The organism is Pseudomonas sp. VEM90 (assembly GCF_054611535.1).
The window spans coordinates 33,602-58,168 of sequence record NZ_JBTRAR010000008.1 but is presented as its reverse complement, the minus strand read 5'-3'; the positions used below and the strand labels follow the sequence as shown (position 1 = coordinate 58,168).

The window sequence follows — 24,567 nt, the reverse complement described above, 5'->3', positions numbered from 1 at the left end:
GTTTCGCCTTATCTTTAGTAGGGCTTTGGCGCGGCGTCGCCTGTTTCGCGGGTGAACCCGCTCCTACAGGTTCGGCGCAGTACTCGGATACCGCACAGAACCCTGTAGGAGCGGGTTCACCCGCGAAGCAGCCAACACCGCTCCAAAGCCCTTGTGTCTCAAGTCGCCCCGCGCGCTGCCGTTATACTGGCAACCACGGGCGCTCGGCATTATTACACGCGCCGCCGCGCTGCCAAGAGGCCGGGCTCGACAGGTTGTATACAATCATGACTGAAATCAATAGTCTCGGCGCACAAAACGCGATCAACAGCCAAGCCATGAAGGCAGGCATGACCGGCGAACTGCTGCGCCTGATCCAGGCGCAGCCCGGTCTACTGGCCCCTGGCGAAACCGCGCAAGCCGAGGTCGTATCGTTGCGCCAGACCGGCCAGGACTTTCAGTTGGTGCTACGGCTGATGCAGGCCAACGGCATACAGACCCAGCTACAGGCCAACGCCAGCCAGCCGCTGCCCCAAGGCAGCCAGATCACCGTCAGCCAGACCGAAAGCAATCGCCTGGCGATCATGCTGCAACAGGCCAGCGCCAGCCAGGTCGCCACCCTCACCCAGCTGGACACCAGCAAGGTGCCGGTCGGCACCTTGTTGCAAGGCAAGGTCCTGACCAACCAGCCGCTGGCCCAGGAACCCGGCCAACCGGCCGTGTACCGAGCGCTGGTCAGCTTGCTCAACAGCGCCCAGGCCGGTGCCACACTGAGCATCGACAGCCCGCGTCCACTGGCCATTGGCAGCCTGCTCAGCGCCCTGGTGCAGGGCGACCAGTCATTGCGCTTCGTGCCACTCAGCGGCAGGCAGGACCAACTCAGCATTGCCCAACAGCTGCTGACCCAGCAAAACCGCCAAGCCTCGCTACCCGGCCTGCTCAACGCCCTGCAACAGCTCACCCGCGACCCAGGCGTCGATGGCGACCTGCGCGCCAGCGCCGAACGCCTGCTGGCCGGCCTGCCGGACGCCCGACAACTGGGCGACGCCAAGGCAGTGGCCCAGGCCCTGAACAACAGCGGCAGCTTTCTCGAAGCGAAGCTGCTGAGTGGGTCCACCGCCAGCATCGCCACCGACCTCAAGGCGCATTTGCTGCGGCTGATGGACCAGGCCCCTGCCCTTCCGGCGGGCGCCACCAATCTCAACCCCGCCAGCCTGGCCGTGACCATGCCGGCACTGGCGCGCAGTGCACTGGGCATGCTCGAGCGGGTCAGCCCCAAGCCGCAGCCGGGGGCGTTCCCGTTACCGTCGCGCCTGCTCAAGGCCATGGAGGACGAAGGCGACCTGCAACAGTTGCTGCGCCTGGCTGCTGCTGCCGTTTCACGCTTGCAGAGCCACGCCATGAGCAGCCTGCAACAGACCGGCACGCTGGAGAACGGCAACCTGCAGACCACCTGGCAAACCGAAGTGCCGATCCGCCACGGCCAGGAGTTCATCCCGCTGCAAGTCAAACTGCAACGCGAAGAAACCCCGCAACAACAAGCCGACCGCCAATATAAAGCCCAAGACCCTCGGCAAGCCCTGTGGCGCATCGAGCTGGCCTTTGACCTGTCCCCGCTCGGCCCCCTGCAAGTACAGGCGCAACTGAGCCAGGGCCGTTTGAGTGGGCAGCTATGGGCGGAGCGCGAGCAGACCGCGCGCTTGATCGACACCCAGCTCGGCGCGCTGCGCGAGCGCCTGCTGGCCCGGGGCCTGGAAGTCGGCGACCTGGAGTGCTACCCGGGCATTCCGCCGCTGGGGCCACGCACACGAATGGAACAACGCTGGGTGGACGAAACCGCATGAGCCACACGACACCACGCCAAGCCATAGCGCTGAACTACGACGGCCATCAGGCACCGACCCTCACCGCCAAGGGCGACGGGGAACTGGCCGAGGCCATCCTTGCGCTCGCCCGCGAACACGAAGTGCCGATCTACGAAAACGCCGAGCTGGTGCGCCTGCTGGCGCGGCTGGAGCTGGGCGATCAAATACCCGAGGCGCTGTACCTGACCATTGCCGAGATCATCGCCTTCGCCTGGCAACTGCGCGGCAAGGTACCTGCGGGTTTCGATGATGCGCCTCCGGAAGAGCACGATATCACCCCGCCATTACCCCTCCTGCCCGGAACTGGCCGGTAACTATCTACCACCCCCTCCCCCACCATGCGCCCAACCTTGTCGGTCTCCCACGTACAAGGTGACCGTCATGATCGACAGCAGAATCAACGCCCAAGGTGTGCAGTTCGTAGTAGACCATCTGGCCAACATCCCACGCCCGGACCGCGAAGCCAATCGCTTGATCCGGCAGTGGCTCGCCGGGCAAGGTGTGCATATCGACCCCGATCGCGTCGATGTGGTCACCCTGCACTACCGGCTGGATGAGCAAGGCTATGTGGCAGCGGTCCAGCAGACCCAGAGCATGACCCAGGCGCTGCTGGGCAACTGGCAAGGGGAGTCCGATAACAACCTCATCGGAGCACTGTTCACCAACCCTTGGGCAGGCACCTTCCCCCAAGGGCCGTTGAAGCTGGTCGATCGCCTGCCAACGCTGGGCTTTGGCCATCAGGGCGCGGCCTTCGAGGTGTATAACGGCCTGTTCCAGCGATCGTCCCCCGCCCGCTACGATGCTTCGACCCACGTTCAGGTTCCGGCTGAAGCCTTCCAGCGGTTCATAGAAGCGCTGGACTTTCACCAGCCGTTCAAAGCCATGCTCGACGCTTACTGGCAGGAGCATCAGTACAGTCACCGCCTGGCCAGCAAGATCAATTTCATCGCCGCCTGCAACGCCCAGGTCAGCCGAGGCAGCCTGAGCGATGCCGCCAGAACGCTGGCATGGCAAGCCGCTGGCCTGATGCCGCGGCGGCGCAAGGTAAGGGTGAGCACACTGAGCATCTATGGCTACGCGGCCACCGACCTGCTGTACATCAATGCCCCCGACAGCGATCTGACCCTGCTGTACATGCCAGGCAACAGCTCACCCTTGCTCGAATTCGCCAGCGAAAACCTGCTCAAGGACTGGGTGGGCGATCAGTGCAAGGACCCCGCCCGACGCGAGGCACTCAAACAACATTTCAGGCTCGCCGACCGTCCTCAGGGCCTCGATTTCAGCGGCCTGGACACCGCGCTAGAGGGCCTTGGCGACTATCCAAACCGGCACCGGCTGCCGCCTGAACATGGTTATTTCAACGATGATGGTGTCTGGCCCCCTAGAACCTACGTGAACTACAAACCTGGCAAATACAACCCCAAACTGACCGGGGATATGTTCGCAGCCCTGACCGAGCGCCAGCGCCAGCGCAGCTACGACGATGCCGATTTTGTCATCACCACCGATAGCCAGGTTACCAAAGCCAGATGGCGAGGCTACCTCACCAACACGCTCAACCTGCTGGCGCCACTGTGCCTGGTGGTGCCGGGGCTGGCGCCATTGCTGGCAGTCGGTGGCATTGCCCAGTTGGGCCTGGGCCTGGATCAGGTGATCAACGGCCACAGCCTGAAAGCCAAACAGGACGGGGTTGGCGACATCGCCTGGGGGCTGTTCAACGCCGTACCGCTGGCAACGGAGGGCACGGCAGGCATCAAGGCCCTGTTCGAGTTCAAAAGCGATGGTTTTGTCATGCCGCGCGAGGTCAACGGGCAGCTCGGCTACCCGCTGAGCCCGATCCGTCCACCACGGCTTCCCGAGCCAGAAGGCGTGGAGTATTTCCACAACCACGAGCCGATTACACCGCTTGACGAAGGCGACCCGGCTGTTGCCGGCGCGGTGATTCGCTTGCCCCACTACGATGGCGAACTGGACGACCTGGAATGCAGCATCGAAACCTACAATGCACGCGTGGTCTATGACCTGGAGCGCGACGCATTCATCATCAAGGAAACCGTCAACGAGGTCGAGCCGCAAGCCTACATCGCAGTACCTGGCAGCCGTGACCTTGTCGCGCTCGACAGGCAGCGCCCAGTCACCGACGCCATGCGCACCCGCACCTTGCGCGCGCTGGGTGTGGACCTGCCACTGCCAGTAAACATTCCGACACCGGCGCCGGACAGCGCTCCCATCCCCAAACTTATCTCCAGCCTCTGGGTCGGCGACAAAGTCATAAGCGAGCCATTGCTGGCCAACCTTGCCGCCAACGCCGCGCGCCTGAGCGACAGTGAATACAGCATGCGCCTGTTTCTGTCGAAGGCTTCGCCTACCGCCTACGAACAGAACGCAAGACTATTGGCAGCCCGGGCGCCAGGGCTGCAGGTATTGCCGCTAGAAGAGCAAGGCTTCTTCCGGGCCTTCCGCCAGAGCCGCTATTACGCACAGTACGAGGCAGCGCTGGATGGCAACGGTGGCATCGCCACCAATTACGCGTCTGCGACCGATGTGCTGCGCTACCGGATGCTGCACCATGAGGGCGGGCTATACATGGACGTAGACGATTTCCTGCTGCCGGACGGCAAGGGCGAAACGATCGATCAGGTCGAGTTGCGCACCCCACCCGATGGGCTGCTGCTGCCTCCGCCGATGTCCAACGAGAAAATGAGCATGAATTGCCTGTACAACACCAGCCTCATGGGTAGCCACCCAGGCAACCCGCTGCTGGATGCAATCTCCGATGAAATGCTCGCACGTTTCCAGACCCATGCAGACTTCTACGAAAGCCGACCGAGCCTGGAACAGGACCCGAGCGGTTTCTACCGCTATGCCAATACGCTCAGCTATCTCACCGGGCCGGCGCTGCTCACCGAAGTGGTCGATCGCCATCTACCCGGGCTGCGGACCCTGCGCCAGATCATCAACCTGCACACCATGCCACGCGTCAACACCTATCCATTCATCGACCCTTCGCAAGCCAATACAGCCCTGAGGCAACTGCTGCCACTGAACCGATTCGCCGGCGTCGGCGGCAACCATTCCTGGGTTCGCAACTGAAATGAACAGCGGGTACCGAACGGGCCCGGCGGCACCTTTCAGATCGAGCGTCGCGTGGACGTCGCTCGATTTCCCAGGCGACGAACCTGCTGCCAAGGATACCTGCCAGCCCCACTCAAGGAGCCCGGTACACCTTGCTCATCAACTCCGCCTCGGCCTGGGTCAGGCCGCAGCTCTGGGTCAACTCATCGATACTCGCCCCCATCCCCACCAGCTTGGCCGCCTGGCTGAAGGTAACGTTGCTCGGGTCGCGCTGTTCGAGGCGCTCCAGCCGGTCCGGCAGGGTGGCCACCGCCGCACGCAGCTCATGGATGGCCTCCCCCATGCGCACAGTGCCGTTCTGGTAGTCATCCAGACGCTTGGCCAAGTCCTTGATGCGCTGGTCACGCAGCGCATCGCCCTCGGCCTGCTGCGCAGCCAGCTCGCGCTGGCGCTTGCTGTAGTTGAGAAAAAACCACAGGCTCAGCGCCCAGGCCAGCGCCAGGAAGATGACAGCAACCTCTAGGATCAACTCAGATGTTCTCCAGCTCGGACCACTCTTCCTCGGTCATCATCTTGTCCAGTTCGACCAGGATCAGCAGCTCGCCATTCTTGTTGCACACGCCCTGAATGAACTTGGCCGACTCTTCGTTACCCACGTTCGGCGCAGTCTCGATTTCGGACTGGCGCAGGTAAACCACTTCGGCCACGCTGTCGACCAGAATGCCGACCACTTGCTTGTCGGCTTCGATGATGACGATACGGGTGTTGTCGGTCACTTCGGTCGGCATCAGGCCAAAACGCTGACGCGTGTCGATCACCGTCACCACGTTACCGCGCAAGTTGATGATGCCCAGCACGTAGCTCGGCGCGCCCGGCACCGGGGCGATCTCGGTGTAGCGCAGTACTTCCTGCACCTGCATCACATTGATGCCGTAGGACTCGTTGTCCAGACGGAAGGTAACCCACTGCAGGATCGGATCTTCGGAACCTTGTGCAGACGACTTTTTCATTCCCCTACCCTCAAAATCCGCCGTTGGCGGTATGTTCTGTGTCATTTCTGGTTGGCGTGCATCTGCTTGACCGCACCGCTGGCGATCAGCTCGGCCAGTGCGGCGACGTCGAGCAGTGCACACATGTGTTCGATTACGGTACCGGCCAGCCACGGGCGCTGGCCACGCTGGCTGCGCCACTTGATCTCCGACGGGTCCAGGCGCAGCGAACGGCTGACCTGATGCACCGCCAGCCCCCATTCGTAGCCCTGCACCGAAATCACGTACTGCAGGCCCTGGCGAAAATCATCGCGGTAACGGTCGGGCATTACCCAACGCGCAGTGTCCAGCACCTTCAGGTTGCCAGCCTGGCAGGTCAGGATGCCGAGGAACCAGTCGGGCTGGCCGAACAGTGGCGTCAGTTCCTGGCCAGCCAGGGTGTAGATCGAGCCCAGGCACACCAACGGCACCGCCAGGGTCAAGCCGGCAACATCGAACAGCAGGCACTCGAACGGCTCGGCCGCCCACGCCGGACGACCCTCTACAGTGGCCGGAGGCACGGGCAGGTTGGGCGCCGGCAGATACACATCGACCAGCGGCACAGCCGGTTCCACGGTTTGCTCTTCGACCAGTACCGGAATGGTGGCTTCGGCCACGATCTCCTGCTCGACCACCGCCACCACCGGGGCTTGCACCGGCATCACGCTGGGCAGTACCGCCAGCCGGGGCTCGGCGAACGGCCGGGCAAGGCTGGCGGCGGCTTCGGCGGGCTCAGGCCGGGCCGGCTGCCGGGCATCGCGTGCCTGCTCCTCGCGCACCGCCTCGGCGAACTCATCCGCCACTGCCGGCGGCTCGCTCTGGTCTTCGGCCTCGGTGGCCTCCTGCAGCAGGCCGTCCAGGTACGATTGCAGGGCCATCTGGGGTCGGGTGCTGGTTTGCCGGGTTTGAGTCATCAGGCCACCTGCACTGCGTTCTTGTAGGTGAGCAGGTGCTTGAGCAACGCCCTGTAGGCGATCAACCCACGGCTCTTGCTGTCGAACTGCGAGGGCGTGACGCCCTTGCGACTGGCATCGCGCAGGCGCGTATCCACCGGAATGTAACCCTGCCATACATGCTGCCCGTAAGTGTCACGTAGCAGCTTGAGGGTGCCCAGCGACGCCTGGGTACGACGGTCGAACAGGGTTGGCACGATCTGGTACGGCAGCGCCTGCTTGCGCGAACGGTTGACCATGGCCAAGGTGCCGACCATGCGCTCCAGGCCCTTCACCGCGAGGAATTCGGTTTGTACCGGGATCACCAGCTGCTGGCTGGCGGCCAGGGCATTGACCATCAGCACACCCAGCAAGGGTGGGCTGTCGATCAAGGCATAGTCGAAATCCTGCCACAGTTGCGCCAGACTCTTGGCGATTACCAGGCCCAGGCCATTCTGCCCTGGTGACTGGCGCTCCAGCACCGCCAGCGCGGTACTCGACGGCAACAGCGAAATGCGCTCATCGCTGGTGGGCAGCAGCAGTTGCCCGGGCAAGCCTTCGGGCACCGCCCCCTTGTGCAGGAACAGGTCGTAGCAGCTGTGCTCCAGGGCATCCGGGTTATGCCCGAAGTAGCTGGTCATCGAGCCGTGCGGATCGAGGTCGACGACGACCACGCGCTTGCCGGCCTCGGCCAGCAGGCCGGCCAGGGCAATGGTAGTGGTGGTCTTGCCGACGCCACCTTTTTGATTGGCTACTGCCCAGACTCTCATCAAGCAAACTCTATCCATTGATTTGGCAGGGACACTGTAGATACAACTGTCATGCGCAAAACTTCAAAGCTTGCACGCCCCTCTGTGGGAGCGGGCAAGCCCGCGAATACCGGCGCAGCCGGTGCCATTCACCGAGTCGCTGGCTTCGCGGGCATGCCCGCCCCCACAGGGGACGGCGGCACATTCAAAATCGTGTTCGTATCAGCGACGGGGAATTGACGAATCACTGCCCCGCCACTGTTGCTGGCGTTGCTGGTGCACTTTGTGTGCCAGCCCGGCGCAATGCGGCATCCGGTGTGGCATTGGCGCTGCCCGAGCCTGTCAGGCTGCGACGCACTTCCAGGTTACGGGAAATCACCAGCACCACCCGACGATTGCGTGCGCGCCCTTCGGCGGTATCGTTGCTGGCCACCGGCTGGTACTCGCCGTAGCCCACCGAAGCCATGCGCGCCGGGTTGACGCCCTCCATGGCCAGCAGCCGCACGATGCTGGCCGCGCGCGCCGAGGACAACTCCCAGTTGGTGGGGTACTGCGCGGTGCGGATCGGCAGGTTGTCGGTGAAGCCTTCGACGTGCACCGGGTTGGCGAACGGCTTGAGGATGTTGGCCACCTTCTCGATGATCGCAAACGCCTTGTCACTGGGCATCGCATCACCACTGCCAAACAGCAGCGACGAATTGAGCTCGATCTCGACCCACAGCTCGTTACCGCGCACAGTCATCTGGTCGCTTTTGATCAGGTCGCCAAAGGCATCGCGCACGTCATTGCTGATGGTTTTCAACGGGTCGGCATTGGTCGCCGCCAGGCCCGCTTCGGTCTGCTCGCTGTCTTTGACCAGCGGTTCGGCCGGACGCACGCTCAGCGGCTGCTCATCGCCAATCGGGATCGGTTTCATACTGCGCTCGGGGTCGTTGAAGACCCCGAGCAAGGCCTGAGAAATAACCTTGTACTTACCCTCGTTGATCGAGGAAATCGAATACATCACCACGAAGAAGGCGAACAGCAACGTGATGAAGTCGGCGTACGACACCAGCCAGCGCTCGTGGTTTTCGTGTTCCTCGGTATGACGACGGCGACGCATGGGTTACTCCATGAAGCCTTGCAGCTTCAGCTCGATCGAGCGCGGGTTTTCACCTTCGGCAATCGACAGCAGGCCTTCGAGCAGCATTTCGCGGTAGCGCGACTGGCGCATGACGATGGCCTTGAGCTTGCTGGCAACCGGCAATAGCACAAGGTTGGCACTGGCCACACCGTAAATGGTGGCGACAAAGGCCACGGCAATGCCATTGCCCAGTTGCGACGGGTCGGCCAGATTGCCCATCACGTGGATAAGGCCCATGACCGCACCGATGATGCCGATGGTCGGCGCATAGCCGCCCATGCTTTCGAATACCTTGGCTGCCTGGATGTCACGGCCTTCCTGGGTAAGGAAGTCGACCTCTAGGATGCTGCGGATGGCTTCCGGCTCGGCGCCGTCCACCAGCAGTTGCAGGCCCTTGCGCGCATACGGGTCGGGTTCGCTGTCCGCTACCCCTTCCAGGCCGAGCAGGCCTTCTTTGCGAGCGGTCAGGCTCCAGTTCACCACGCGGTCGATGCCGCCCGCCAGGTCGACCCGTGGAGGAAACAGGATCCAACGCAAAATCTGCAAGGCACGCTTGAACGACGACAGCGGCGACTGCAACAGCGCCGCCGCCAGAGTGCCACCCAGTACAATCAGAGCCGCCGGGCCATTGACCAGAGCACCGACATGACCACCTTCAAGGAAGTTGCCACCGACGATGGCAACGAAAGCCAGGATCAAACCGATCAGGCTGAGGACGTCCATCAGACGCACGCCTCCACCAGGTGCTTGCCGATTTCGTCCAGGCTGTACACGGCATCAGCCAAATTGGCCTTGACGATGGCCATGGGCATGCCATAAATCACGCAGCTGGCTTCATCCTGGGCCCACACTGTGCTGCCCCCCTGCTTGAGCAGGCGCGCGCCTTCGCGGCCATCGGCGCCCATGCCGGTGAGCACTACCGACAACACCTTGTCACCATACGACTTGGCCGCCGAACCGAAGGTGATGTCCACGCAGGGTTTGTAGTTCAGACGCTCGTCGCCGGGCAGGATCTTCACCGTACCACGGCCATCGATCATCATCTGCTTGCCACCGGGGGCCAGCAGGGCCAGGCCCGGGCGCAGCATGTCGCCGTCTTCGGCTTCCTTGACGCTGATGCGGCACAGCTTGTCCAGGCGTTCGGCAAACGCTTTGGTGAAGGCCGCCGGCATGTGCTGGATCAGCACGATCGGCGCCGGGAAATTGGCTGGCAATTGGGTCAGTACCCGCTGCAACGCCACTGGCCCCCCCGTGGAGGTACCGATGGCCACCAGTTTATAGGGCTTGCGCTTGGGTGCCGGCGACTGCGAGGCCGCCGCTGTCGGGGCCGCTGCACGGGCAGGCGCAGCCGGGCGCGCCTGCGCCTGGCTGGTGAAGGTGCTGGCCGGCGCTGGCGCGGCGACCGGCGCCGTTCGCGCGTAGCTGCCGATCCGGCGGTTGCTGCGCGAAATGGTGTGCACCTTCTCGCACAGCAGTTGCTTGACCTTGTCAGGGTTGCGCGAGATGTCCTCGAAATTTTTCGGCAGGTAGTCCACTGCGCCGGCATCCAGCGCGTCGAGGGTGACCCGGGCGCCTTCGTGGGTCAGCGACGAGAACATCAACACGGGCGTCGGGCAGCGCTGCATGATGTGCCGCACTGCGGTAATGCCATCCATCATGGGCATTTCGTAGTCCATGGTGATGACATCGGGCTTGAGCGCCAGCGCCTGGTCGATTGCTTCCTTGCCGTTGGTCGCGGTTCCCACTACCTGGATCGTTGGATCCGCCGAGAGGATTTCCGAGACACGGCGGCGGAAGAAACCAGAATCATCCACCACCAGGACCTTGACTGCCATAAACACTCCATTAGGCGGCGCAACCCGCAGGGCGCGCCACCGAAATCAAATACGCCGCGCGGCGTAACGCTTGAGCATGCTCGGAACGTCGAGAATCAACGCGATGCGACCGTCGCCGGTAATGGTGGCCCCGGACATGCCCGGGGTGCCCTGCAGCATCTTGCCCAGTGGCTTGATGACCACTTCTTCCTGGCCAACCAGTTGGTCGACGACAAAGCCGATGCGCTGGGTGCCGACCGACAGAATCACCACGTGGCCCTCGTGCTGTTCTTCGTGCACCTGGCCCTGGACCAGCCAGCGCTTTAGGTAGAACAGCGGCAGCGCCTTGTCGCGCACGATCACCACTTCCTGGCCGTCGACCACGTTGGTGCGCGACAGGTCGAGGTGGAAGATCTCGTTGACGTTGACCAGCGGGAAGGCAAACGCCTGGTTGCCCAGCATCACCATCAGGGTGGGCATGATCGCCAAGGTCAGCGGCACCTTGATGACGATCTTGGAGCCCTGGCCCTTGGCCGAGAAAATGTTGATCGAGCCGTTGAGCTGGGAGATCTTGGTTTTCACCACGTCCATGCCCACGCCACGCCCGGACACATCGGAAATCTCGGTCTTGGTCGAGAAGCCCGGGGCGAAGATCAGGTTGTAGCAGTCCGACTCGCTCAGGCGCTCCGCGGCGTCCTTGTCCATCAGGCCCTTTTCCACGGCCTTGGCACGCAGGATGTTCGGGTCCATGCCCTTGCCGTCGTCCGAGATCGACAGCAGGATGTGGTCACCTTCCTGTTCGGCCGATAGCACTACGCGGCCGGTACGCGCCTTGCCAGAAGCTTCACGCTCGGCGGGCATCTCGATACCGTGGTCGACAGCATTGCGCACCAAGTGCACCAGCGGGTCGGCCAAGGCTTCTACGAGGTTCTTGTCAAGGTCGGTCTCTTCGCCGACCAGCTCCAGGTTGATCTCTTTCTTCAGCTGGCGCGCCAGGTCGCGCACCAGGCGCGGGAAGCGGCCGAAGACTTTCTTGATCGGCTGCATGCGGGTTTTCATCACCGCAGTCTGCAGGTCGGCGGTGACCACGTCGAGGTTGGACACGGCCTTGGACATGGCCTCGTCGCCGCTGTTCAGGCCCAGGCGCACCAGGCGGTTACGCACCAGCACCAGCTCGCCGACCATGTTCATGATCTCGTCCAGGCGCGCGGTATCGACGCGCACCGTGGTTTCTGCTTCGCTGGCGGCATGCTTTTCGGCGGCCGGGGCTGGCGCGCGAGGCGCCGCGGCAGGTTTGCTGGCCGGCGAAGGCGCTGGCGCGGCGGCTGGCTTGGCCACCGGCTGGCTTTCGGCCTTGGCGGCAGCCGGCGCTTGCGCCTGGGCAGCAGCCGGGGCTTCTACAGCGGCAACATCGCCACCGAACTTGCCCTTGCCGTGCAACTGGTCCAGCAGGGCTTCGAATTCGTGCTCGCTGATTTCATCGCTGGCTGCGCTGCTGTCTGGCACGGCAGGTGCTGGTGTCTGGGCGGCTGGCAAGGCATCGACCTGGAAGGTGCCCTTGCCATGCAGTTGGTCGAGCAGCGATTCGAATTCGGCGTCGGTGATCTCATCACTGGTCGCTTCGCTGCTGACGGCAACCGGCGGCGCCGCAACCTCGACACTGAACTGGCCCTTGCCGTGCAACTGGTCCAGCAGCGACTCGAACTCGGCGTCGGTGATTTCATCACCAGCGCCACTGACAGTCTCGCCCTGCATCTGCTCGTCGGCCGCTGCTTGCGCCTTGACCGCATCGAGCGAATCGAGCAACTGCTCAAACTCGCTGTCAGTGATGTCCTGGTGCTGCTCTTCGGCCTCGGCAGGAGCCGCAACCGCCACGTCGGCAACCGGGGCCGGCGGCGGCGCTGCAACAGCTTCGGCTGCGCCAGGTTCGGCCAGGCGCGCCAACGCTGCCAGCAGCTCGGGGGTGGCCGGCGTCACTTCAGCACGCTCGCGCACCTGGCCAAACATGCTGTTGACCGTATCCAGTGCCTCGAGCACCACATCCATCAGTTCCGCATCGACCCGGCGCTCACCTTTGCGCAGGACGTCGAACACGTTCTCGGCGATATGGCAGCACTCCACCAGCTCGTTCAGCTGAAGGAAGCCGGCGCCCCCTTTTACAGTGTGGAAACCGCGAAAGATCGCATTGAGCAGGTCGGCATCGTCAGGCCGGCTTTCCAGCTCGACCAGTTGCTCGGACAATTGCTCAAGAATTTCGCCGGCTTCTACCAGGAAATCCTGGAGGATTTCTTCATCGGCGCCGAAGCTCATCAAACGTGCTCCTTAAAAACCAAGGCTGGACAGCAGATCATCGACATCGTCCTGACCGGACACGACGTCTTCACGCTTATCGGCATGAATCTGCGGACCTTCACCCCGAGTCGGATGTTTTTCTCGATCTTTTTCTGCACGCAATTGATCGTGATCATGGTTTATACCGGCAAAGCGGTCGACCTGGCTGGCCATCAGCACCAGCTTGAGCAGGTTGCTTTCCACCTCGGTCACCAGTGTGGTGACGCGCTTGATCACCTGGCCGGTCAGGTCCTGATAGTCCTGGGCCAGCAAAATGTCATTGAGGTGCCCGGAAACCTTGCGGTTACCCTCAGCGCTATGCGTCAGGAAACTGTCGACTCGCTTGACCAGATCACGAAATTCCGGCGCAGCCACTTCGCGGCGCATGAAGCGCTGCCAGTCGGTGCTCAGGGCCTTGGCCTCGCTGGCCAGCTCATTGAGCACTGGTGTGCTTTCCTCGACCAGGTCCATGGTGCGGTTGGCCGCGCCTTCGGTGAGCTTGACCACGTAAGACAGGCGCTCGGTGGCGTCGGTGATCTGCGACACCTCTTCTGCCTGCGGCATGGTGGGGTCGATCTGGAAACTGACGATGGCGCTGTGCAACTCGCGAGTCAGCTTGCCGACTTCCTGATACAGGCCGCGGTCGCGGGTCTGGTTCAACTCGTGAATCAGTTGCACCGCCTCGCCGAAACGGCCCCGCTCCAGGCTTTCGACCAACTCCTGGGCATGCTTCTTCAGGGTCGATTCGAACTCGCCCAAAGACGTTTGTGATGAATCCATGACGCGCCCCCCGTAACGTGACTCAGCCGTTGACGCGTTCGAAGATCTTCTCGATCTTCTCTTTGAGCACCTGAGCGGTGAACGGCTTGACCACATAACCATTGACGCCGGCTTGGGCCGCTTCAATGATCTGGTCGCGCTTGGCTTCAGCGGTCACCATCAACACCGGCATGCTTTTCAGCTTGTCGCTGGCACGCACTTTACGCAGCAGGTCGATGCCGGACATGCCCGGCATGTTCCAGTCGGTCACCAGGAAGTCGTAGTGACCGTTTTCCAGCATTGGCAACGCCGTGGTGCCGTCATCGGCTTCATCGGTGTTGGTGAAACCCAGGTCACGCAACAGGTTCTTGATGATCCGCCGCATCGTCGAAAAGTCGTCAACGATGAGGATTTTCATGTTCTTGTCCAATTAGACCTCCAAGCAGTCTCAAACGCGCTCGGCCTACCGAGCACGCACTCATTCAATTCGGTACAACGTGGAAAACGACTGCAACGACAGCGGGCTCAACGCGCCCGCCATTCCCCCAGGCGGCTGCGCAGGCGCGCGGCACACTGACTGTGCAACTGGCTGACCCGCGACTCGCTGACCCCCAGCACCTCACCGATCTCCTTGAGGTTCAGCTCTTCGTCGTAGTACAGCGCCAGCACCAGACGCTCACGCTCCGGCAGGTTGGCGATAGCCTCGGTCAGGGCAGCCTGGAAGCGCTCCTCCTCCAGCCCGCGCGCAGGTTCGACCTGGCCACTGGCGCCATCCTCATGCAGCCCTTCGTGCTCGCCATCCTGCAACAGGTCGTCGAAGCTGAACAGGCGGCTGCCCAGGGTATCGTTCAAGATCCCGTAGTAATCATCGAGACTCAATTGGAGTTCGGCAGCAACTTCATGATCTTTAGCGTCACGGCCTGTTCTGGCTTCTACTGCACGCATGGCATCACTGACCATACGAGTGTTGCGGTGCACCGAACGCGGTGCCCAGTCACCTTTGCGCACTTCGTCCAGCATGGCGCCGCGGATGCGGATACCCGCGTAAGTCTCAAAGCTGGCGCCCTTGCTGGCGTCGTATTTGTTGGCCACTTCCAGCAGGCCGATCATGCCGGCCTGGATCAGGTCCTCGACCTGTACGTTGGCCGGCAAGCGGGCCAACAGGTGGTAGGCGATGCGCTTGACCAGCGGGGCGTAGCGTTCGATCAGCTCGTACTGGGCATCCTTCGCCGCCCGGCTGTACATCTTGAAACCGCTGGCGTTCATAGTACGGGTCCCGCGCTGGTGGGTTGCACCAAGCGCTCGACAAAGAACTCCAGATGACCGCGCGGGTTGGCCGGCAGCGGCCAGCTGTCGACCTTCTGCGCAATCGCCTTGAAGGCCAGTGCACACTTGGAGCGGGGGAAGGCTTCGTAGACGGCACGCTGCTTCTGCACCGCCTTGCGCACGCATTCGTCGTAAGGCACGGCACCCACGTACTGCAGGGCAACGTCAAGGAAGCGATCGGTGACCTTGGTCAGCTTGGCAAACAGGTTACGCCCTTCCTGCGGGCTCTGCGCCATGTTGGCCAAGACACGGAAACGGTTCATGCCGTAGTCGCGGTTGAGCAGCTTGATCAACGCGTAGGCATCGGTAATCGAGGTAGGTTCATCACACACCACCAACAGCACTTCCTGGGCGGCACGAACGAAGCTGACCACCGAGTCACCAATACCCGCAGCAGTATCGATCACCAACACATCGAGGTTGTCACCGATTTCGCTGAACGCCTGGATCAGCCCGGCGTGCTGGGCCGGGGCCAGGTGCACCATGCTCTGGGTGCCCGAGGCTGCCGGCACGATGCGCACACCACCAGGGCCCTGCAGCATCACGTCACGCAGCTCGCAACGCCCTTCGATGACATCGGCGAGGGTACGTTTGGGGGCAAGGCCCAGCAACACGTCGACATTGGCCAGGCCCAGGTCGGCGTCCAGTAACATGACCCTGCGGCCAAGCTCGGCCAGCGCCAGGGACAAGTTCACTGAAACGTTAGTCTTGCCGACGCCACCTTTGCCACCGGTCACGGCGATCACCTGTACGGGATGCATGCTACCCATGTCTGTTCTTTACCTTGTCTCGCTGGGACTCAGGCCACACGTAGGGCAATTCTGCGTGCCCCTTGGCATAGCGACTTTGCACACGCTTCATGGTCAACCCGCTCGCCGTGGGTTGTGATAGAGATCAGCGAACATGTCGGCCATGGCCTCTTCGCTGGGCTCGTCCTGCTGCTGCACATTCACGGCCCGCGTGACCAACTGGTGGCCCCGCGGCAGGTGCAGGTCGTCAGGAATGCGTGGGCCATCGGTAAGATAGGCCACTGGCAGTTCATGACTGATGGCAAGGCTCAACACATCGCCAAGGCTTGCCGTTTCATCGAGCTTGGTCAGGATGCAACCGGCCAGGCCACAGCGCTTGTAGCTGTGGTAGGCGGCGGTCAGCACCTGCTTCTGGCTGGTGGTGGCCAGCACCAGGTAGTTCTTCGCGGCAATGCCACGCCCGGCCAGGGTTTCCAGTTGCATGCGCAGCGCAGGGTCGCTGGCCTGCAGGCCGGCAGTATCGATCAGCACCACGCGCTTGCGCAGCAGCGGCTCCAGCGCTGCTGCCAGCGACTGGCCCGGGTCGACGTAAGTCACCGGCACGTTGAGGATGCGGCCCAGGGTCTTGAGCTGCTCCTGGGCGCCGATACGGAAGCTGTCCATGCTCACCAGCGCCAGGTTCTGCGCGCCGTACTTGAGCACGTAGCGCGCGGCCAGCTTGGCCAGGGTGGTGGTCTTGCCCATGCCCGCCGGGCCCACCACGGCGATCACGCCGCCCTCTTCGATCGGCTCGACTTCAGGTATTTCGATCATCCGCGCCAAGTGAGCCAGCAGCATGCGCCAGGCCTGGCGCGGCTCTTCGATCTCGGCGGTCAGGTCCAGCAACTCGCGGGCAATCGGCCCCGACAGGCCGATGCGCTGCAGGCGGCGCCAAAGGTTGGCCTGCTGCGGCTTGCTGCCCTGCAGCTGATTCCAGGCCAGTGAACCGAGTTGCACTTCCAGCAACTCGCGCAGGCCCGACAGTTCGGAACGCATGGCATCGAACAGGCGCGGATCAACCGGTGCAGCAACCGGTGCGGCGGCTGCCTCAGGGATATCGGCGTGCGGCTCGACCAACGGTTCGGCAGCGGTCAAAGATTGCCCGGCGAACAATTGGCGGTTGTTGTCGCTGCTGTCCTGACGCTGGTCCAGCTCGGCCTGGGCACTGGCAATGCGCGTATGGGTCTTGCGCAGCTCTTGTTCCAGCTCGGCGTTGGGCACACGCGGGGCCAGGGCGGACAGCTTGTAGTCCAGCGCGGCCGTCAGTTCGACACCACCGGCAATGCGGCGGTTGCCAATGATCGCGGCATCGGCGCCCAGCTCGTCACGAACCAGCTTCATGGCCTGACGCATATCGGCGGCGAAAAATCGCTTAACTTGCATTATCCCCTACCTCAGCCGTTAGGGCCCACGGTGGCAACGATGGTGACTTGCTTGTTGTCAGGTATTTCCTGATACGCCAGAACATGCAAATTCGGTACAGCCAGGCGACCGAAACGCGACAACATGGCGCGGATCGGGCCGGCGACCAGCAGAATGGCCGGCTGACCCTGCATTTCCTGGCGCTGGGCCGCCTCGATCAGCGAACGTTGCAGTTTCTCGGCCATGCTTGGCTCCAGAAGAACACCGTCTTCCTGACCCTGCCCAGCCCTTTGCAGACTATTCAGCAAAATCTGTTCCAACCTTGGCTCCAGGGTAATCACTGGCAGCTCCGACTCAACGCCGACAATGCTTTGCACGATGGCGCGACACAATCCGACGCGCACCGCCGCCACCAGCGCGGCGGTATCTTGACTCTTGCCGGCATTGTTCGCGATGGCCTCGGCAATACTGCGAATATCGCGCACTGGCACCTGTTCAGACAACAGTGCTTGCAGCACCTTGAGCAGCCCCGACAAGGAAATGACACCCGGCACCAGCTCTTCTGCAAGTTTAGGCGATGCCTTGGCAAGTACTTGCAACAGTTGCTGAACCTCTTCGTGGCCGATCAGTTCGTGGCAATGTTTCTGCAGGATCTGGTTGAGGTGGGTGGCCACCACGGTGCTTGCATCGACCACGGTGTAGCCCAGCGACTGCGCCTGCGAGCGCTGGCCAACGTCGATCCACACCGCCTCCAGGCCAAACGCCGGGTCGCGCGCGGCAATACCATTGAGGGTGCCGAACACCTGCCCCGGGTTGATCGCCAGCTCGCGGTCCGGATAGATCTCCGCCTCGGCCAGAATCACCCCCATCAGGGTCAGGCGATAGGCGCTGGGTTGCAGGTCGAGGTTGTCCCGAATGTGCACGGTGGGCATCAGGAAACCCAGGTCCTGCGACAGCTTCTTGCGCACGCCCTTGATCCGCGCCAGCAACTGGCCGCCCTGGTTGCGGTCGACCAGCGGGATCAGCCGATAGCCGACTTCCAGGCCGATCATGTCGATGGGGGTGACGTCGTCCCAACCCAGCTCCTTGGTTTCCAGCGCGCGCTGTGGCGAGGGCAGCAGGTCCTGCTGGCGCTGCGCCTCTTCCAGGGCCTTGACCTTGACCTGTTGCTGTTTCTTCCACACCAGGTAGGCGCCGCCACCGGCCAGCAGGCCGAGGCTTAGGAACGCCACGTGCGGCATGCCCGGCACCAGCCCCATGACAATCATCAACCCGCCAGACACCGCAAGAGCCTTGGGCGAATCGAACATCTGCCGATTGATCAGCTTGCCCATGTCCTCGGAGCCCGACGCGCGGGTCACCATGATCGCGGCGGCAGTGGACAACAGCAGTGATGGCAATTGCGCCACCAAACCGTCACCGATGGTCAGCAAGGCGTACACCTTGCCGGCCTCCGTGAAACTCATGCCGTGCTGCATCATGCCGATCAATATGCCGCCGATCAGGTTGATGAACAGGATCAGCAAGCCGGCGATGGCATCACCGCGCACGAACTTGCTGGCACCGTCCATAGAACCGTAGAACTCGGCCTCCTGCGCCACCTCGGCACGGCGGTGCTTGGCCTGGGCCTGGTCGATCAGGCCGGCATTGAGGTCGGCGTCGATGGCCATCTGCTTGCCAGGCATGGCGTCGAGGGTGAAACGCGCACTCACTTCCGAGATACGCCCGGCACCCTTGGTCACCACCACGAAGTTGATGATCATGAGGATGGCGAACACCACGGCACCGACCACGTAGTTACCACCGATCACCACCTCACCGAAGGCCTGGATCACTTTACCGGCAGCGCCATGGCCCTCCTGACCATGCAGCATGACCACACGGGTGGACGCCACGTTCAGGGCCAGGCGCAACAACGTGGCCACCAGCAAAATGGTCGGGAACGCAGCAAAGTCGAGGGGGCGCAGGGCGTATACACAGACCAGCAGCACCACGATCGACAGGGCGATGTTGAAGGTGAAGAACACGTCGAGCAGGAACGGCGGTATCGGCAACATCATCATTGCCAACATCACCAGCAGCAACAGCGGCACACCCAGGTTGCCCCGGCCGAGCCCGGCCAGGTTGTTACGGGCGTTGCTGATTAACTGAGTGCGATCCACCGCGAGTCCTCTTGATGCAAAACTTTGACGCCCAGGGGGCGCCTGGGCGTGGCTTTGCAAGAAGCTTTCCAACTTTGCATGGCGAGGGATTTATGTTGCTGGTACCGGCCCTTTCGCGGGTAAACCCGCTCCTACGACGGCCTGTGCCCAACCACCGACCTGCGCCCACCACCGTGGTAGGAGCGGGTTTACCCGCGAATACGGTGGCGGCGGCGACGGTGAACGGCGGGTGGAAATTGGCCAGCAGGAACGGCCCTTTCGCGGGTGAACCCGCTCCTACGACGGCCTGCGCCCAACCACCGACATGTGTCCACCACCGTGTAGGAACAGGTCCGCCCGCGAAATGGCCTGAAGCCGTGACACAAGGTCAACTGTCACGCCGCAAATCCGGCGGGATCGGCAGGTCGTCTTTCAGCGGCTCCGGCCGCTTGCCCTTGCCAGCCCGGTACTGCCGGATCTGGAACACATACGCCAACACCTGGGCCACCGCCAGGTACAAGCCCGCGGGGATTTCCTGCTCGAGTTCGGTGGAGTAATAAATCGCCCGCGCCAGCGCCGGCGATTCGAGGATCTGGATGTTGTGCTCTACGCCAATTTCACGAATTTTCAACGCCATGAAATCGCTACCCTTGGCCAGCAGCAACGGCGCCGCACCGCCCTTCTCCGGGTCGTACTGCAACGCCACCGCATAATGCGTCGGGTTGGTGATGATCACGTCGGCATCCGGCACCGCCGCCATCATGCGCCGCTGCGACACCTCGCGCTGCAGCTGGCGAATACGCTGCTTGACTTCGGGCTTGCCCTCGCTGTCCTTGTACTCGTCGCGCACTTCCTGCTTGGTCATCTTCATTTTCTTGTGCGTCTGGTACAGCTGGAACGGCACATCTGCTGCGGCAATCAGCAACAGCCCGGCTGACATCCACAAGGCACTCCAGCCCACCACCTGCAAGCTGTGGATGATCGCCTGCTCCAGCGGCTCATTGGCAATCGACAGCAAGGCCTGGCGGTCGCTGGACAGCACCAGCACCGCCACCACCAGAATCACGAAGAACTTGGCCAGCGCCTTGAGCAGTTCAGTCAAGGCATTCATCGAGAACATGCGCTTGATCCCCGACAGCGGGTTCATGCGGCTGAATTTTGGCTGCAGCAAGCTGCCCGAGAACAGGAAACCGCTGAGCGCGATGGGCGCCACGAAGGAAATCACGAACAGCAGGATCAGCACCGGCTGCACCGCCCAGATGGCCATCTTGCCCGAGGCCAGCAGGAAGGCGCCCATGGCCCGCTCATCGACGATGATGTCGCGGGTCAAACTGAAGTTCATGCGCATCAACGCCAGCAACGTCTCGGCCACGTGGCCACCGAACGCCAGCAGGCCACCGGCGCCCGCCAGGGTCACCGCCACCGTGTTCAGCTCCTTGGAGCGGGCGACCTCGCCCTTCTCGCGGGCGTCGCGCTTGCGCTTTTCGGTGGGTTCTTCTGTCTTGTCCTGCCCGCTCTCGCTTTCTGCCATGCTCAGCGCGCCCTCGCCAGTTCACGCAGCCATTGCAGCGTTTCGCTGGCCAATGCCTGATAGTGGGACAGGACATCGGCCAGGCCGACCCAGAAGATGAACATGCCCATGACCAAGGTCAGCGGGAAGCCGATAGAAAAAATGTTCAGCTGCGGCGCAGCGCGGGTCATTACGCCAAAGGCGATGTTCACCACCAGCAGCGCAGCGATCACCGGCAGAATCAACAGCAGGCCGGCACCGAACACCCAGCCCATGCGCCCGGCCAGCTCCCAGAAGTGGTTGACCACCAGCGCACTCCCCACCGGCAGGGTGGTAAAACTTTCGGTCAGCACCTCGAACACCACCAGGTGGCCGTTCATCAACAGGAACAGCACACTCACCAGCATGGTCATGAACTGGCTGATTACCGTGACGTTGACACCATTGGCGGGGTCGACCATCGAGGCGAACGCCATGCCCATCTGTACCGCGACGATTTGCCCGGCCACCACGAAAGCCTGAAACAGCAACTGCAAGGCCAGGCCAAACAGCACGCCGACGATGATCTGCTCGGCACACAGCAGCATACCGCGCAGGCTCAACGGGTCGAACTCGGGCAGTGGCGGCAATGCCGGCACGATTACCACGGTTACCGCCACCGCGACGTACAGGCGAATCCGCGCCGGCAACATGCGGGTACCGAAGATCGGCATGGTCATCAGCACCGCAGTCACCCTGAACAACGGCAGGATGAAGGTGGCGACCCAGGTGCCAATCTGCGTGTCGGTCAGCTCCAGCATCGCCGCGTCAACCAATGAGCTGCGGGATGTTGGTGTAAAGGGTGGTGAAGTACTCCATGAACTTCTGCACCAGCCAAGGCCCGGCGACGATCAGTGTGATCAGCATCACCAGCAGGCGCGGCAAAAAGCTCAAGGTCTGTTCGTTGATCTGCGTGGCAGCCTGGAACATCGCCACCACCAGGCCCACCAACAGGCTCGGCACCACCAGCACGGCGACCATGAGGGTGGTCAGCCACAGGGCATCACGAAACAGGTCGACAGCGACTTCAGGTGTCATCGGCGGCTCTCCTTGACGGCGTCAGACGCCGCCGAAACTGCTGGCCAGGGTACCCATGATCAACGCCCAGCCATCGACCAGCACGAACAGCATGATCTTGAACGGTAGCGAGATGATCAGCGGCGAAAGCATCATCATACCCATGGCCATCAGCACACTGGCCACGACCATGTCGATGATCAGGAACGGGATGAAGATCATGAAACCGATCTGGAACGCCGTCTTCAGCTCGGAAGTAACAAACGCTGGCACCAGGATCGTCAGCGGCACCTGGTCGGGGCCAGCGATGTCGGTACGCTTGGACAGGCGCATGAACAGGTCAAGGTCGCTTTGCCGGGTTTGCGCCAGCATGAAGTCCTTGAGCGGCCCCTGAGCCTTGTCGATCGCCTGCTGGGCAGTCATCTGCTCCTTCAGGTACGGTTGCAGCGCGTCCTGGTTCACCCGATCGAACACCGGCGCCATGATGAACATGGTCAGGAACAGCGCCATGCCGGTCAACAGCTGGTTGGACGGTGTCTGCTGCAGGCCCAGGGCCTGACGCAGGATCGAGAACACGATGATGATGCGGGTAAAGCTGGTCATCAGGATGACGAACGCCGGAATGAAGCTCAGCGCGGTCATGATCAGCAGGATTTGCAGACTGACCGAATATTCCTGCTGCCCGTCCGGGGTGTTGGACAGGGTAATGGCCGGTATCGACAGCGGGTCGGCGGCCAGAGCCAGCGGCGCAGCCAACAGCAGCGCCAGAGTCAACAACGTACGCAGCGCGCCGCTCATCACTTGTTGTCCTTAGGGTCCTTGCCCATCAGCTCCATCAGCCGCTGGGCAAACTCCGGCGTCGCCTGACGGACACTTGCCGGCACTTCCACGGGTTCGGCCAGTACGTGCAGGGCCTCGATACTGCCGGGGGTATGGCCGATCAGGATCTGCTCCTTGCCTACCTGCACCAGCAGCAGGCGGTCACGCGGGCCGATGGCACGGCTGCCGACGATCTCGATCACCTGCCCACCCTTCACTGCGGTGCTCTGCAGGCGCCGAAGCAGCCAGGCCAGGAAGAAGATCAGGCCCACCACCAGCAGCAGGCCCAAGACCATCTGCGCCAGCTGCCCGCCGAGACTGCCCGGTTGAGCCGCCGGGGTGGCCGCTGGCGTGGCCGCGGCCAGGCAGGCGTGGCTGGCGAACAGCGCCGCGACTGCGGCGATGGCGCGCATCGTGCCTTTCACTCAGCGCAGCTTCTTGATACGTTCGCTGGGGCTGATCACGTCGGTCAGGCGGATGCCGAACTTTTCGTTGACCACGACCACTTCGCCATGGGCGATCAGCGTGCCGTTGACCAGCACGTCCAGCGGCTCGCCGGCCAGGCGGTCGAGCTCGATCACCGAGCCCTGGTTGAGCTGCAGCAGGTTGCGGATGTTGATCTCGGTGCTGCCCACCTCCATGGAAATGTTCACCGGAATGTCCAGGATCACGTCCAGATTCGGGCCTTCGAGGCTGACATTTTCGTTCGGCTTCGGCGAGCTGGCGAATTCTTCCATCGGCAGGCGGCCCGGGCCGCTGCTGCTGCCGGTATCCCCGCCCAGCAGCGCATCGATGTCGGCCTGGCCGGCTGAACCGGTTTCCTCCAACGCTGCGGCCCACTCATCGGCCAGTGCCTGGTCCTCTGGGGAGGTGATCTCGTTTTCGTTAGCCATGATTTCCTCGACAGGCATTCAATTCGTTGTAAGCGACCGGCACACCGTCAGCGGCGTTCGATCGGGTCGATGATCTGCAGGGCCAGGTTGCCCTTGTGCGAGCCCAGCCGCGCCTTGAACGCGGGCACCCCGTTAGCGCGCAGCACCAGGTGCTCAGGCAGCTCGACCGGAATCACGTCACCCGGCTGCATGTGCAAGATGTCGCGCAACTTCAGTTGGCGCCGGGCGACCGTGGCGCTCATCGGCACGGCCACGTCCAGCACGTCCTCGCGCAGGGCCTTGACCCAGCGCTCGTCCTGGTCGTCCAGATCCGACTGGAAACCGGCATCGAGCATTTCCCGCACCGGCTCGATCATCGAGTACGGCATGGTCACATGCAGATCGCCACCACCGCCGTCCAGTTCGATGTGGAAGGTGGACACCACCACCGCCTCGCTGGGGCCGACGATGTTGGCCATGGCCGGGTTGACCTCGGAGTTCATGTACTCGAAGGTGACCGGCATGATCGCCTGCCAGGCTTCCTTGAGGTCGACGAAACACTGGTCCAGCACCATGCGCACCACGCGCAGTTCGGTCGGGGTGAACTCGCGCCCCTCGATCTTGGCGTGGCGGCCATCGCCGCCAAAGAAGTTGTCCACCAGCTTGAACACCAGCTTGGCGTCGAGGATGAACAGCGAGGTGCCGCGTAGCGGCTTGATCTTGACCAGGTTGAGGCTGGTGGGTACGTACAGCGAGTGCACGTATTCACCGAACTTCATTACCTGCACACCACCCACGGCCACATCTGCGGAGCGGCGTAGCAGGTTGAACATGCTGATACGGGTGTAGCGGGCGAAGCGTTCGTTGATCATTTCCAGGGTCGGCATGCGACCCCGTACGATCCGATCCTGGCTGGTCAGGTCGTAGCTTTTGATGCTGCCAGGCTCGGATGCGCTCTCGGTCTGCACCAGACCGTCGTCGACGCCGTGCAACAGGGCATCAATTTCATCCTGGGACAGCAGGTCCTGTACGGCCATT

General features: G+C 62.6%; 24 protein-coding genes. 3 read left to right on the top strand and 21 right to left on the bottom strand.

Annotated features, from left to right (window positions below; translation table 11 throughout):
- The first annotated feature begins 266 nt into the window (after positions 1-266).
- From fliK to ACYCCG_RS10055, 3 genes are all read left to right on the top strand, one after another.
- Complete coding sequence (gene fliK, locus ACYCCG_RS10065) at positions 267-1,823, top strand: flagellar hook-length control protein FliK (protein ID WP_209967350.1); 1,557 nt, start codon at positions 267-269, stop codon at positions 1,821-1,823.
- Positions 1,820-2,158 (top strand): EscU/YscU/HrcU family type III secretion system export apparatus switch protein, encoded by a 339-nt coding sequence (locus tag ACYCCG_RS10060; protein WP_176685421.1) that lies wholly within the window; start codon positions 1,820-1,822, stop codon positions 2,156-2,158. Before fliK ends, ACYCCG_RS10060 begins: the two co-directional genes overlap by 4 nt.
- A 67-nt stretch (positions 2,159-2,225) precedes the next feature.
- Entirely contained in the window at positions 2,226-4,937 is a 2,712-nt protein-coding gene (locus ACYCCG_RS10055) for a dermonecrotic toxin domain-containing protein (protein WP_209967352.1), read from the top strand.
- A gap of 115 nt (positions 4,938-5,052) precedes the next feature.
- On the opposite strand, the gene ACYCCG_RS10050 is transcribed toward ACYCCG_RS10055, so the two are convergent.
- The 21 genes from ACYCCG_RS10050 to fliM all read right to left on the bottom strand — a co-directional run bounded on the left by ACYCCG_RS10050 (position 5,053) and on the right by fliM (position 24,566).
- Positions 5,053-5,448: a DUF2802 domain-containing protein gene (locus ACYCCG_RS10050; protein ID WP_010955062.1), complete on the bottom strand. Its 396-nt coding sequence runs from the start codon at positions 5,446-5,448 to the stop codon at positions 5,053-5,055.
- A gap of 1 nt (position 5,449) precedes the next feature.
- The gene (locus ACYCCG_RS10045) at positions 5,450-5,929 is read right to left on the bottom strand and encodes a chemotaxis protein CheW (protein ID WP_003254393.1); all 480 of its coding nucleotides are present in this window, start codon (positions 5,927-5,929) and stop codon (positions 5,450-5,452) included.
- Positions 5,930-5,970: 41 nt separating this feature from the next.
- Positions 5,971-6,861 carry a CheW domain-containing protein gene (locus tag ACYCCG_RS10040; protein WP_392461851.1) on the bottom strand — a complete coding sequence of 297 codons (891 nt, stop codon included), beginning with the start codon at positions 6,859-6,861 and terminating at the stop codon, positions 5,971-5,973.
- Positions 6,861-7,649 carry a ParA family protein gene (locus ACYCCG_RS10035; RefSeq protein ID WP_176685418.1) on the bottom strand — a complete coding sequence of 263 codons (789 nt, stop codon included), beginning with the start codon at positions 7,647-7,649 and terminating at the stop codon, positions 6,861-6,863. Before ACYCCG_RS10035 ends, ACYCCG_RS10040 begins: the two co-directional genes overlap by 1 nt.
- Before the next feature lie 223 nt (positions 7,650-7,872).
- Complete coding sequence (motD, locus tag ACYCCG_RS10030) at positions 7,873-8,730, bottom strand: flagellar motor protein MotD (RefSeq protein ID WP_209967355.1); 858 nt, start codon at positions 8,728-8,730, stop codon at positions 7,873-7,875.
- A 3-nt stretch (positions 8,731-8,733) separates the two neighbouring features.
- Positions 8,734-9,474, bottom strand: a complete 741-nt coding sequence (locus tag ACYCCG_RS10025) for a flagellar motor protein (protein ID WP_003254399.1) — start codon at positions 9,472-9,474, stop codon at positions 8,734-8,736.
- Complete coding sequence (locus ACYCCG_RS10020; RefSeq protein WP_021785198.1) at positions 9,474-10,586, bottom strand: protein-glutamate methylesterase/protein-glutamine glutaminase; 1,113 nt, start codon at positions 10,584-10,586, stop codon at positions 9,474-9,476. The genes ACYCCG_RS10025 and ACYCCG_RS10020 overlap by 1 nt, the downstream gene beginning before the upstream one ends.
- Before the next feature lie 45 nt (positions 10,587-10,631).
- Entirely contained in the window at positions 10,632-12,875 is a 2,244-nt protein-coding gene (locus ACYCCG_RS10015) for a chemotaxis protein CheA (RefSeq protein WP_176685415.1), read from the bottom strand.
- A 12-nt stretch (positions 12,876-12,887) separates the two neighbouring features.
- The gene (locus tag ACYCCG_RS10010) at positions 12,888-13,676 is read right to left on the bottom strand and encodes a protein phosphatase CheZ (protein WP_176685414.1); all 789 of its coding nucleotides are present in this window, start codon (positions 13,674-13,676) and stop codon (positions 12,888-12,890) included.
- Between the two features lie 22 nt (positions 13,677-13,698).
- The gene (locus ACYCCG_RS10005) at positions 13,699-14,073 is read right to left on the bottom strand and encodes a chemotaxis response regulator CheY (protein WP_010955070.1); all 375 of its coding nucleotides are present in this window, start codon (positions 14,071-14,073) and stop codon (positions 13,699-13,701) included.
- A gap of 107 nt (positions 14,074-14,180) precedes the next feature.
- Positions 14,181-14,921 carry an RNA polymerase sigma factor FliA gene (fliA, locus tag ACYCCG_RS10000; RefSeq protein ID WP_003254406.1) on the bottom strand — a complete coding sequence of 247 codons (741 nt, stop codon included), beginning with the start codon at positions 14,919-14,921 and terminating at the stop codon, positions 14,181-14,183.
- On the bottom strand, positions 14,918-15,751 hold the full coding sequence (fleN, locus tag ACYCCG_RS09995; protein WP_021785193.1) for a flagellar synthesis regulator FleN: 834 nt from the start codon (positions 15,749-15,751) through the stop codon (positions 14,918-14,920). The genes fliA and fleN overlap by 4 nt, the downstream gene beginning before the upstream one ends.
- Positions 15,752-15,844: 93 nt before the next feature.
- Entirely contained in the window at positions 15,845-17,152 is a 1,308-nt protein-coding gene (gene flhF / locus ACYCCG_RS09990) for a flagellar biosynthesis protein FlhF (protein ID WP_176685413.1), read from the bottom strand.
- 11 nt (positions 17,153-17,163) lie between these two features.
- Complete coding sequence (gene flhA / locus ACYCCG_RS09985; RefSeq protein ID WP_252460543.1) at positions 17,164-19,293, bottom strand: flagellar biosynthesis protein FlhA; 2,130 nt, start codon at positions 19,291-19,293, stop codon at positions 17,164-17,166.
- A gap of 367 nt (positions 19,294-19,660) precedes the next feature.
- Positions 19,661-20,803 (bottom strand): flagellar biosynthesis protein FlhB, encoded by a 1,143-nt coding sequence (gene flhB / locus ACYCCG_RS09980; protein ID WP_209967362.1) that lies wholly within the window; start codon positions 20,801-20,803, stop codon positions 19,661-19,663.
- Between the two features lie 2 nt (positions 20,804-20,805).
- Entirely contained in the window at positions 20,806-21,582 is a 777-nt protein-coding gene (gene fliR / locus ACYCCG_RS09975; protein ID WP_209967365.1) for a flagellar biosynthetic protein FliR, read from the bottom strand.
- A 7-nt stretch (positions 21,583-21,589) separates the two neighbouring features.
- Entirely contained in the window at positions 21,590-21,859 is a 270-nt protein-coding gene (gene fliQ, locus ACYCCG_RS09970; RefSeq protein WP_103462211.1) for a flagellar biosynthesis protein FliQ, read from the bottom strand.
- 21 nt (positions 21,860-21,880) lie between these two features.
- On the bottom strand, positions 21,881-22,636 hold the full coding sequence (gene fliP / locus ACYCCG_RS09965; RefSeq protein ID WP_003254415.1) for a flagellar type III secretion system pore protein FliP: 756 nt from the start codon (positions 22,634-22,636) through the stop codon (positions 21,881-21,883).
- Positions 22,636-23,070: a flagellar biosynthetic protein FliO gene (gene fliO / locus ACYCCG_RS09960; protein WP_176685430.1), complete on the bottom strand. Its 435-nt coding sequence runs from the start codon at positions 23,068-23,070 to the stop codon at positions 22,636-22,638. Before fliO ends, fliP begins: the two co-directional genes overlap by 1 nt.
- A gap of 12 nt (positions 23,071-23,082) precedes the next feature.
- Entirely contained in the window at positions 23,083-23,550 is a 468-nt protein-coding gene (gene fliN / locus ACYCCG_RS09955; RefSeq protein ID WP_029615633.1) for a flagellar motor switch protein FliN, read from the bottom strand.
- Positions 23,551-23,597: 47 nt separating this feature from the next.
- Positions 23,598-24,566, bottom strand: a complete 969-nt coding sequence (gene fliM, locus ACYCCG_RS09950; RefSeq protein WP_021785186.1) for a flagellar motor switch protein FliM — start codon at positions 24,564-24,566, stop codon at positions 23,598-23,600.
- Position 24,567 lies beyond the last annotated feature (1 nt).

Excerpts from the sequence above, each read along its gene's own strand:
- ACYCCG_RS10015 (WP_176685415.1), bottom strand. The coding sequence starts at position 12,875 with ATGAGCTTCGGCGCCGATGAAGAAATCCTCCAGGATTTCCTGGTAGAA.
- fliP (WP_003254415.1), bottom strand. The coding sequence starts at position 22,636 with ATGAGCGGCGCGCTGCGTACGTTGTTGACTCTGGCGCTGCTGTTGGCT.
- motD (WP_209967355.1), bottom strand. The coding sequence starts at position 8,730 with ATGCGTCGCCGTCGTCATACCGAGGAACACGAAAACCACGAGCGCTGG.
- ACYCCG_RS10035 (WP_176685418.1), bottom strand. The coding sequence starts at position 7,649 with ATGAGAGTCTGGGCAGTAGCCAATCAAAAAGGTGGCGTCGGCAAGACC.
- flhF (WP_176685413.1), bottom strand. The coding sequence starts at position 17,152 with ATGCAAGTTAAGCGATTTTTCGCCGCCGATATGCGTCAGGCCATGAAG.
- fliN (WP_029615633.1), bottom strand. The coding sequence starts at position 23,550 with ATGGCTAACGAAAACGAGATCACCTCCCCAGAGGACCAGGCACTGGCC.
- flhB (WP_209967362.1), bottom strand. The coding sequence starts at position 20,803 with ATGGCAGAAAGCGAGAGCGGGCAGGACAAGACAGAAGAACCCACCGAA.
- fliM (WP_021785186.1), bottom strand. The coding sequence starts at position 24,566 with ATGGCCGTACAGGACCTGCTGTCCCAGGATGAAATTGATGCCCTGTTG.
- fleN (WP_021785193.1), bottom strand. The coding sequence starts at position 15,751 with ATGGGTAGCATGCATCCCGTACAGGTGATCGCCGTGACCGGTGGCAAA.
- ACYCCG_RS10055 (WP_209967352.1), top strand. The coding sequence starts at position 2,226 with ATGATCGACAGCAGAATCAACGCCCAAGGTGTGCAGTTCGTAGTAGAC.
- ACYCCG_RS10040 (WP_392461851.1), bottom strand. The coding sequence starts at position 6,861 with ATGACTCAAACCCGGCAAACCAGCACCCGACCCCAGATGGCCCTGCAA.
- fliA (WP_003254406.1), bottom strand. The coding sequence starts at position 14,921 with ATGAACGCCAGCGGTTTCAAGATGTACAGCCGGGCGGCGAAGGATGCC.
- fliO (WP_176685430.1), bottom strand. The coding sequence starts at position 23,070 with ATGCGCGCCATCGCCGCAGTCGCGGCGCTGTTCGCCAGCCACGCCTGC.
- ACYCCG_RS10045 (WP_003254393.1), bottom strand. The coding sequence starts at position 5,929 with ATGAAAAAGTCGTCTGCACAAGGTTCCGAAGATCCGATCCTGCAGTGG.
- ACYCCG_RS10005 (WP_010955070.1), bottom strand. The coding sequence starts at position 14,073 with ATGAAAATCCTCATCGTTGACGACTTTTCGACGATGCGGCGGATCATC.
- ACYCCG_RS10060 (WP_176685421.1), top strand. The coding sequence starts at position 1,820 with ATGAGCCACACGACACCACGCCAAGCCATAGCGCTGAACTACGACGGC.
- ACYCCG_RS10020 (WP_021785198.1), bottom strand. The coding sequence starts at position 10,586 with ATGGCAGTCAAGGTCCTGGTGGTGGATGATTCTGGTTTCTTCCGCCGC.
- ACYCCG_RS10025 (WP_003254399.1), bottom strand. The coding sequence starts at position 9,474 with ATGGACGTCCTCAGCCTGATCGGTTTGATCCTGGCTTTCGTTGCCATC.
- fliK (WP_209967350.1), top strand. The coding sequence starts at position 267 with ATGACTGAAATCAATAGTCTCGGCGCACAAAACGCGATCAACAGCCAA.
- ACYCCG_RS10010 (WP_176685414.1), bottom strand. The coding sequence starts at position 13,676 with ATGGATTCATCACAAACGTCTTTGGGCGAGTTCGAATCGACCCTGAAG.
- fliR (WP_209967365.1), bottom strand. The coding sequence starts at position 21,582 with ATGCTGGAGCTGACCGACACGCAGATTGGCACCTGGGTCGCCACCTTC.
- fliQ (WP_103462211.1), bottom strand. The coding sequence starts at position 21,859 with ATGACACCTGAAGTCGCTGTCGACCTGTTTCGTGATGCCCTGTGGCTG.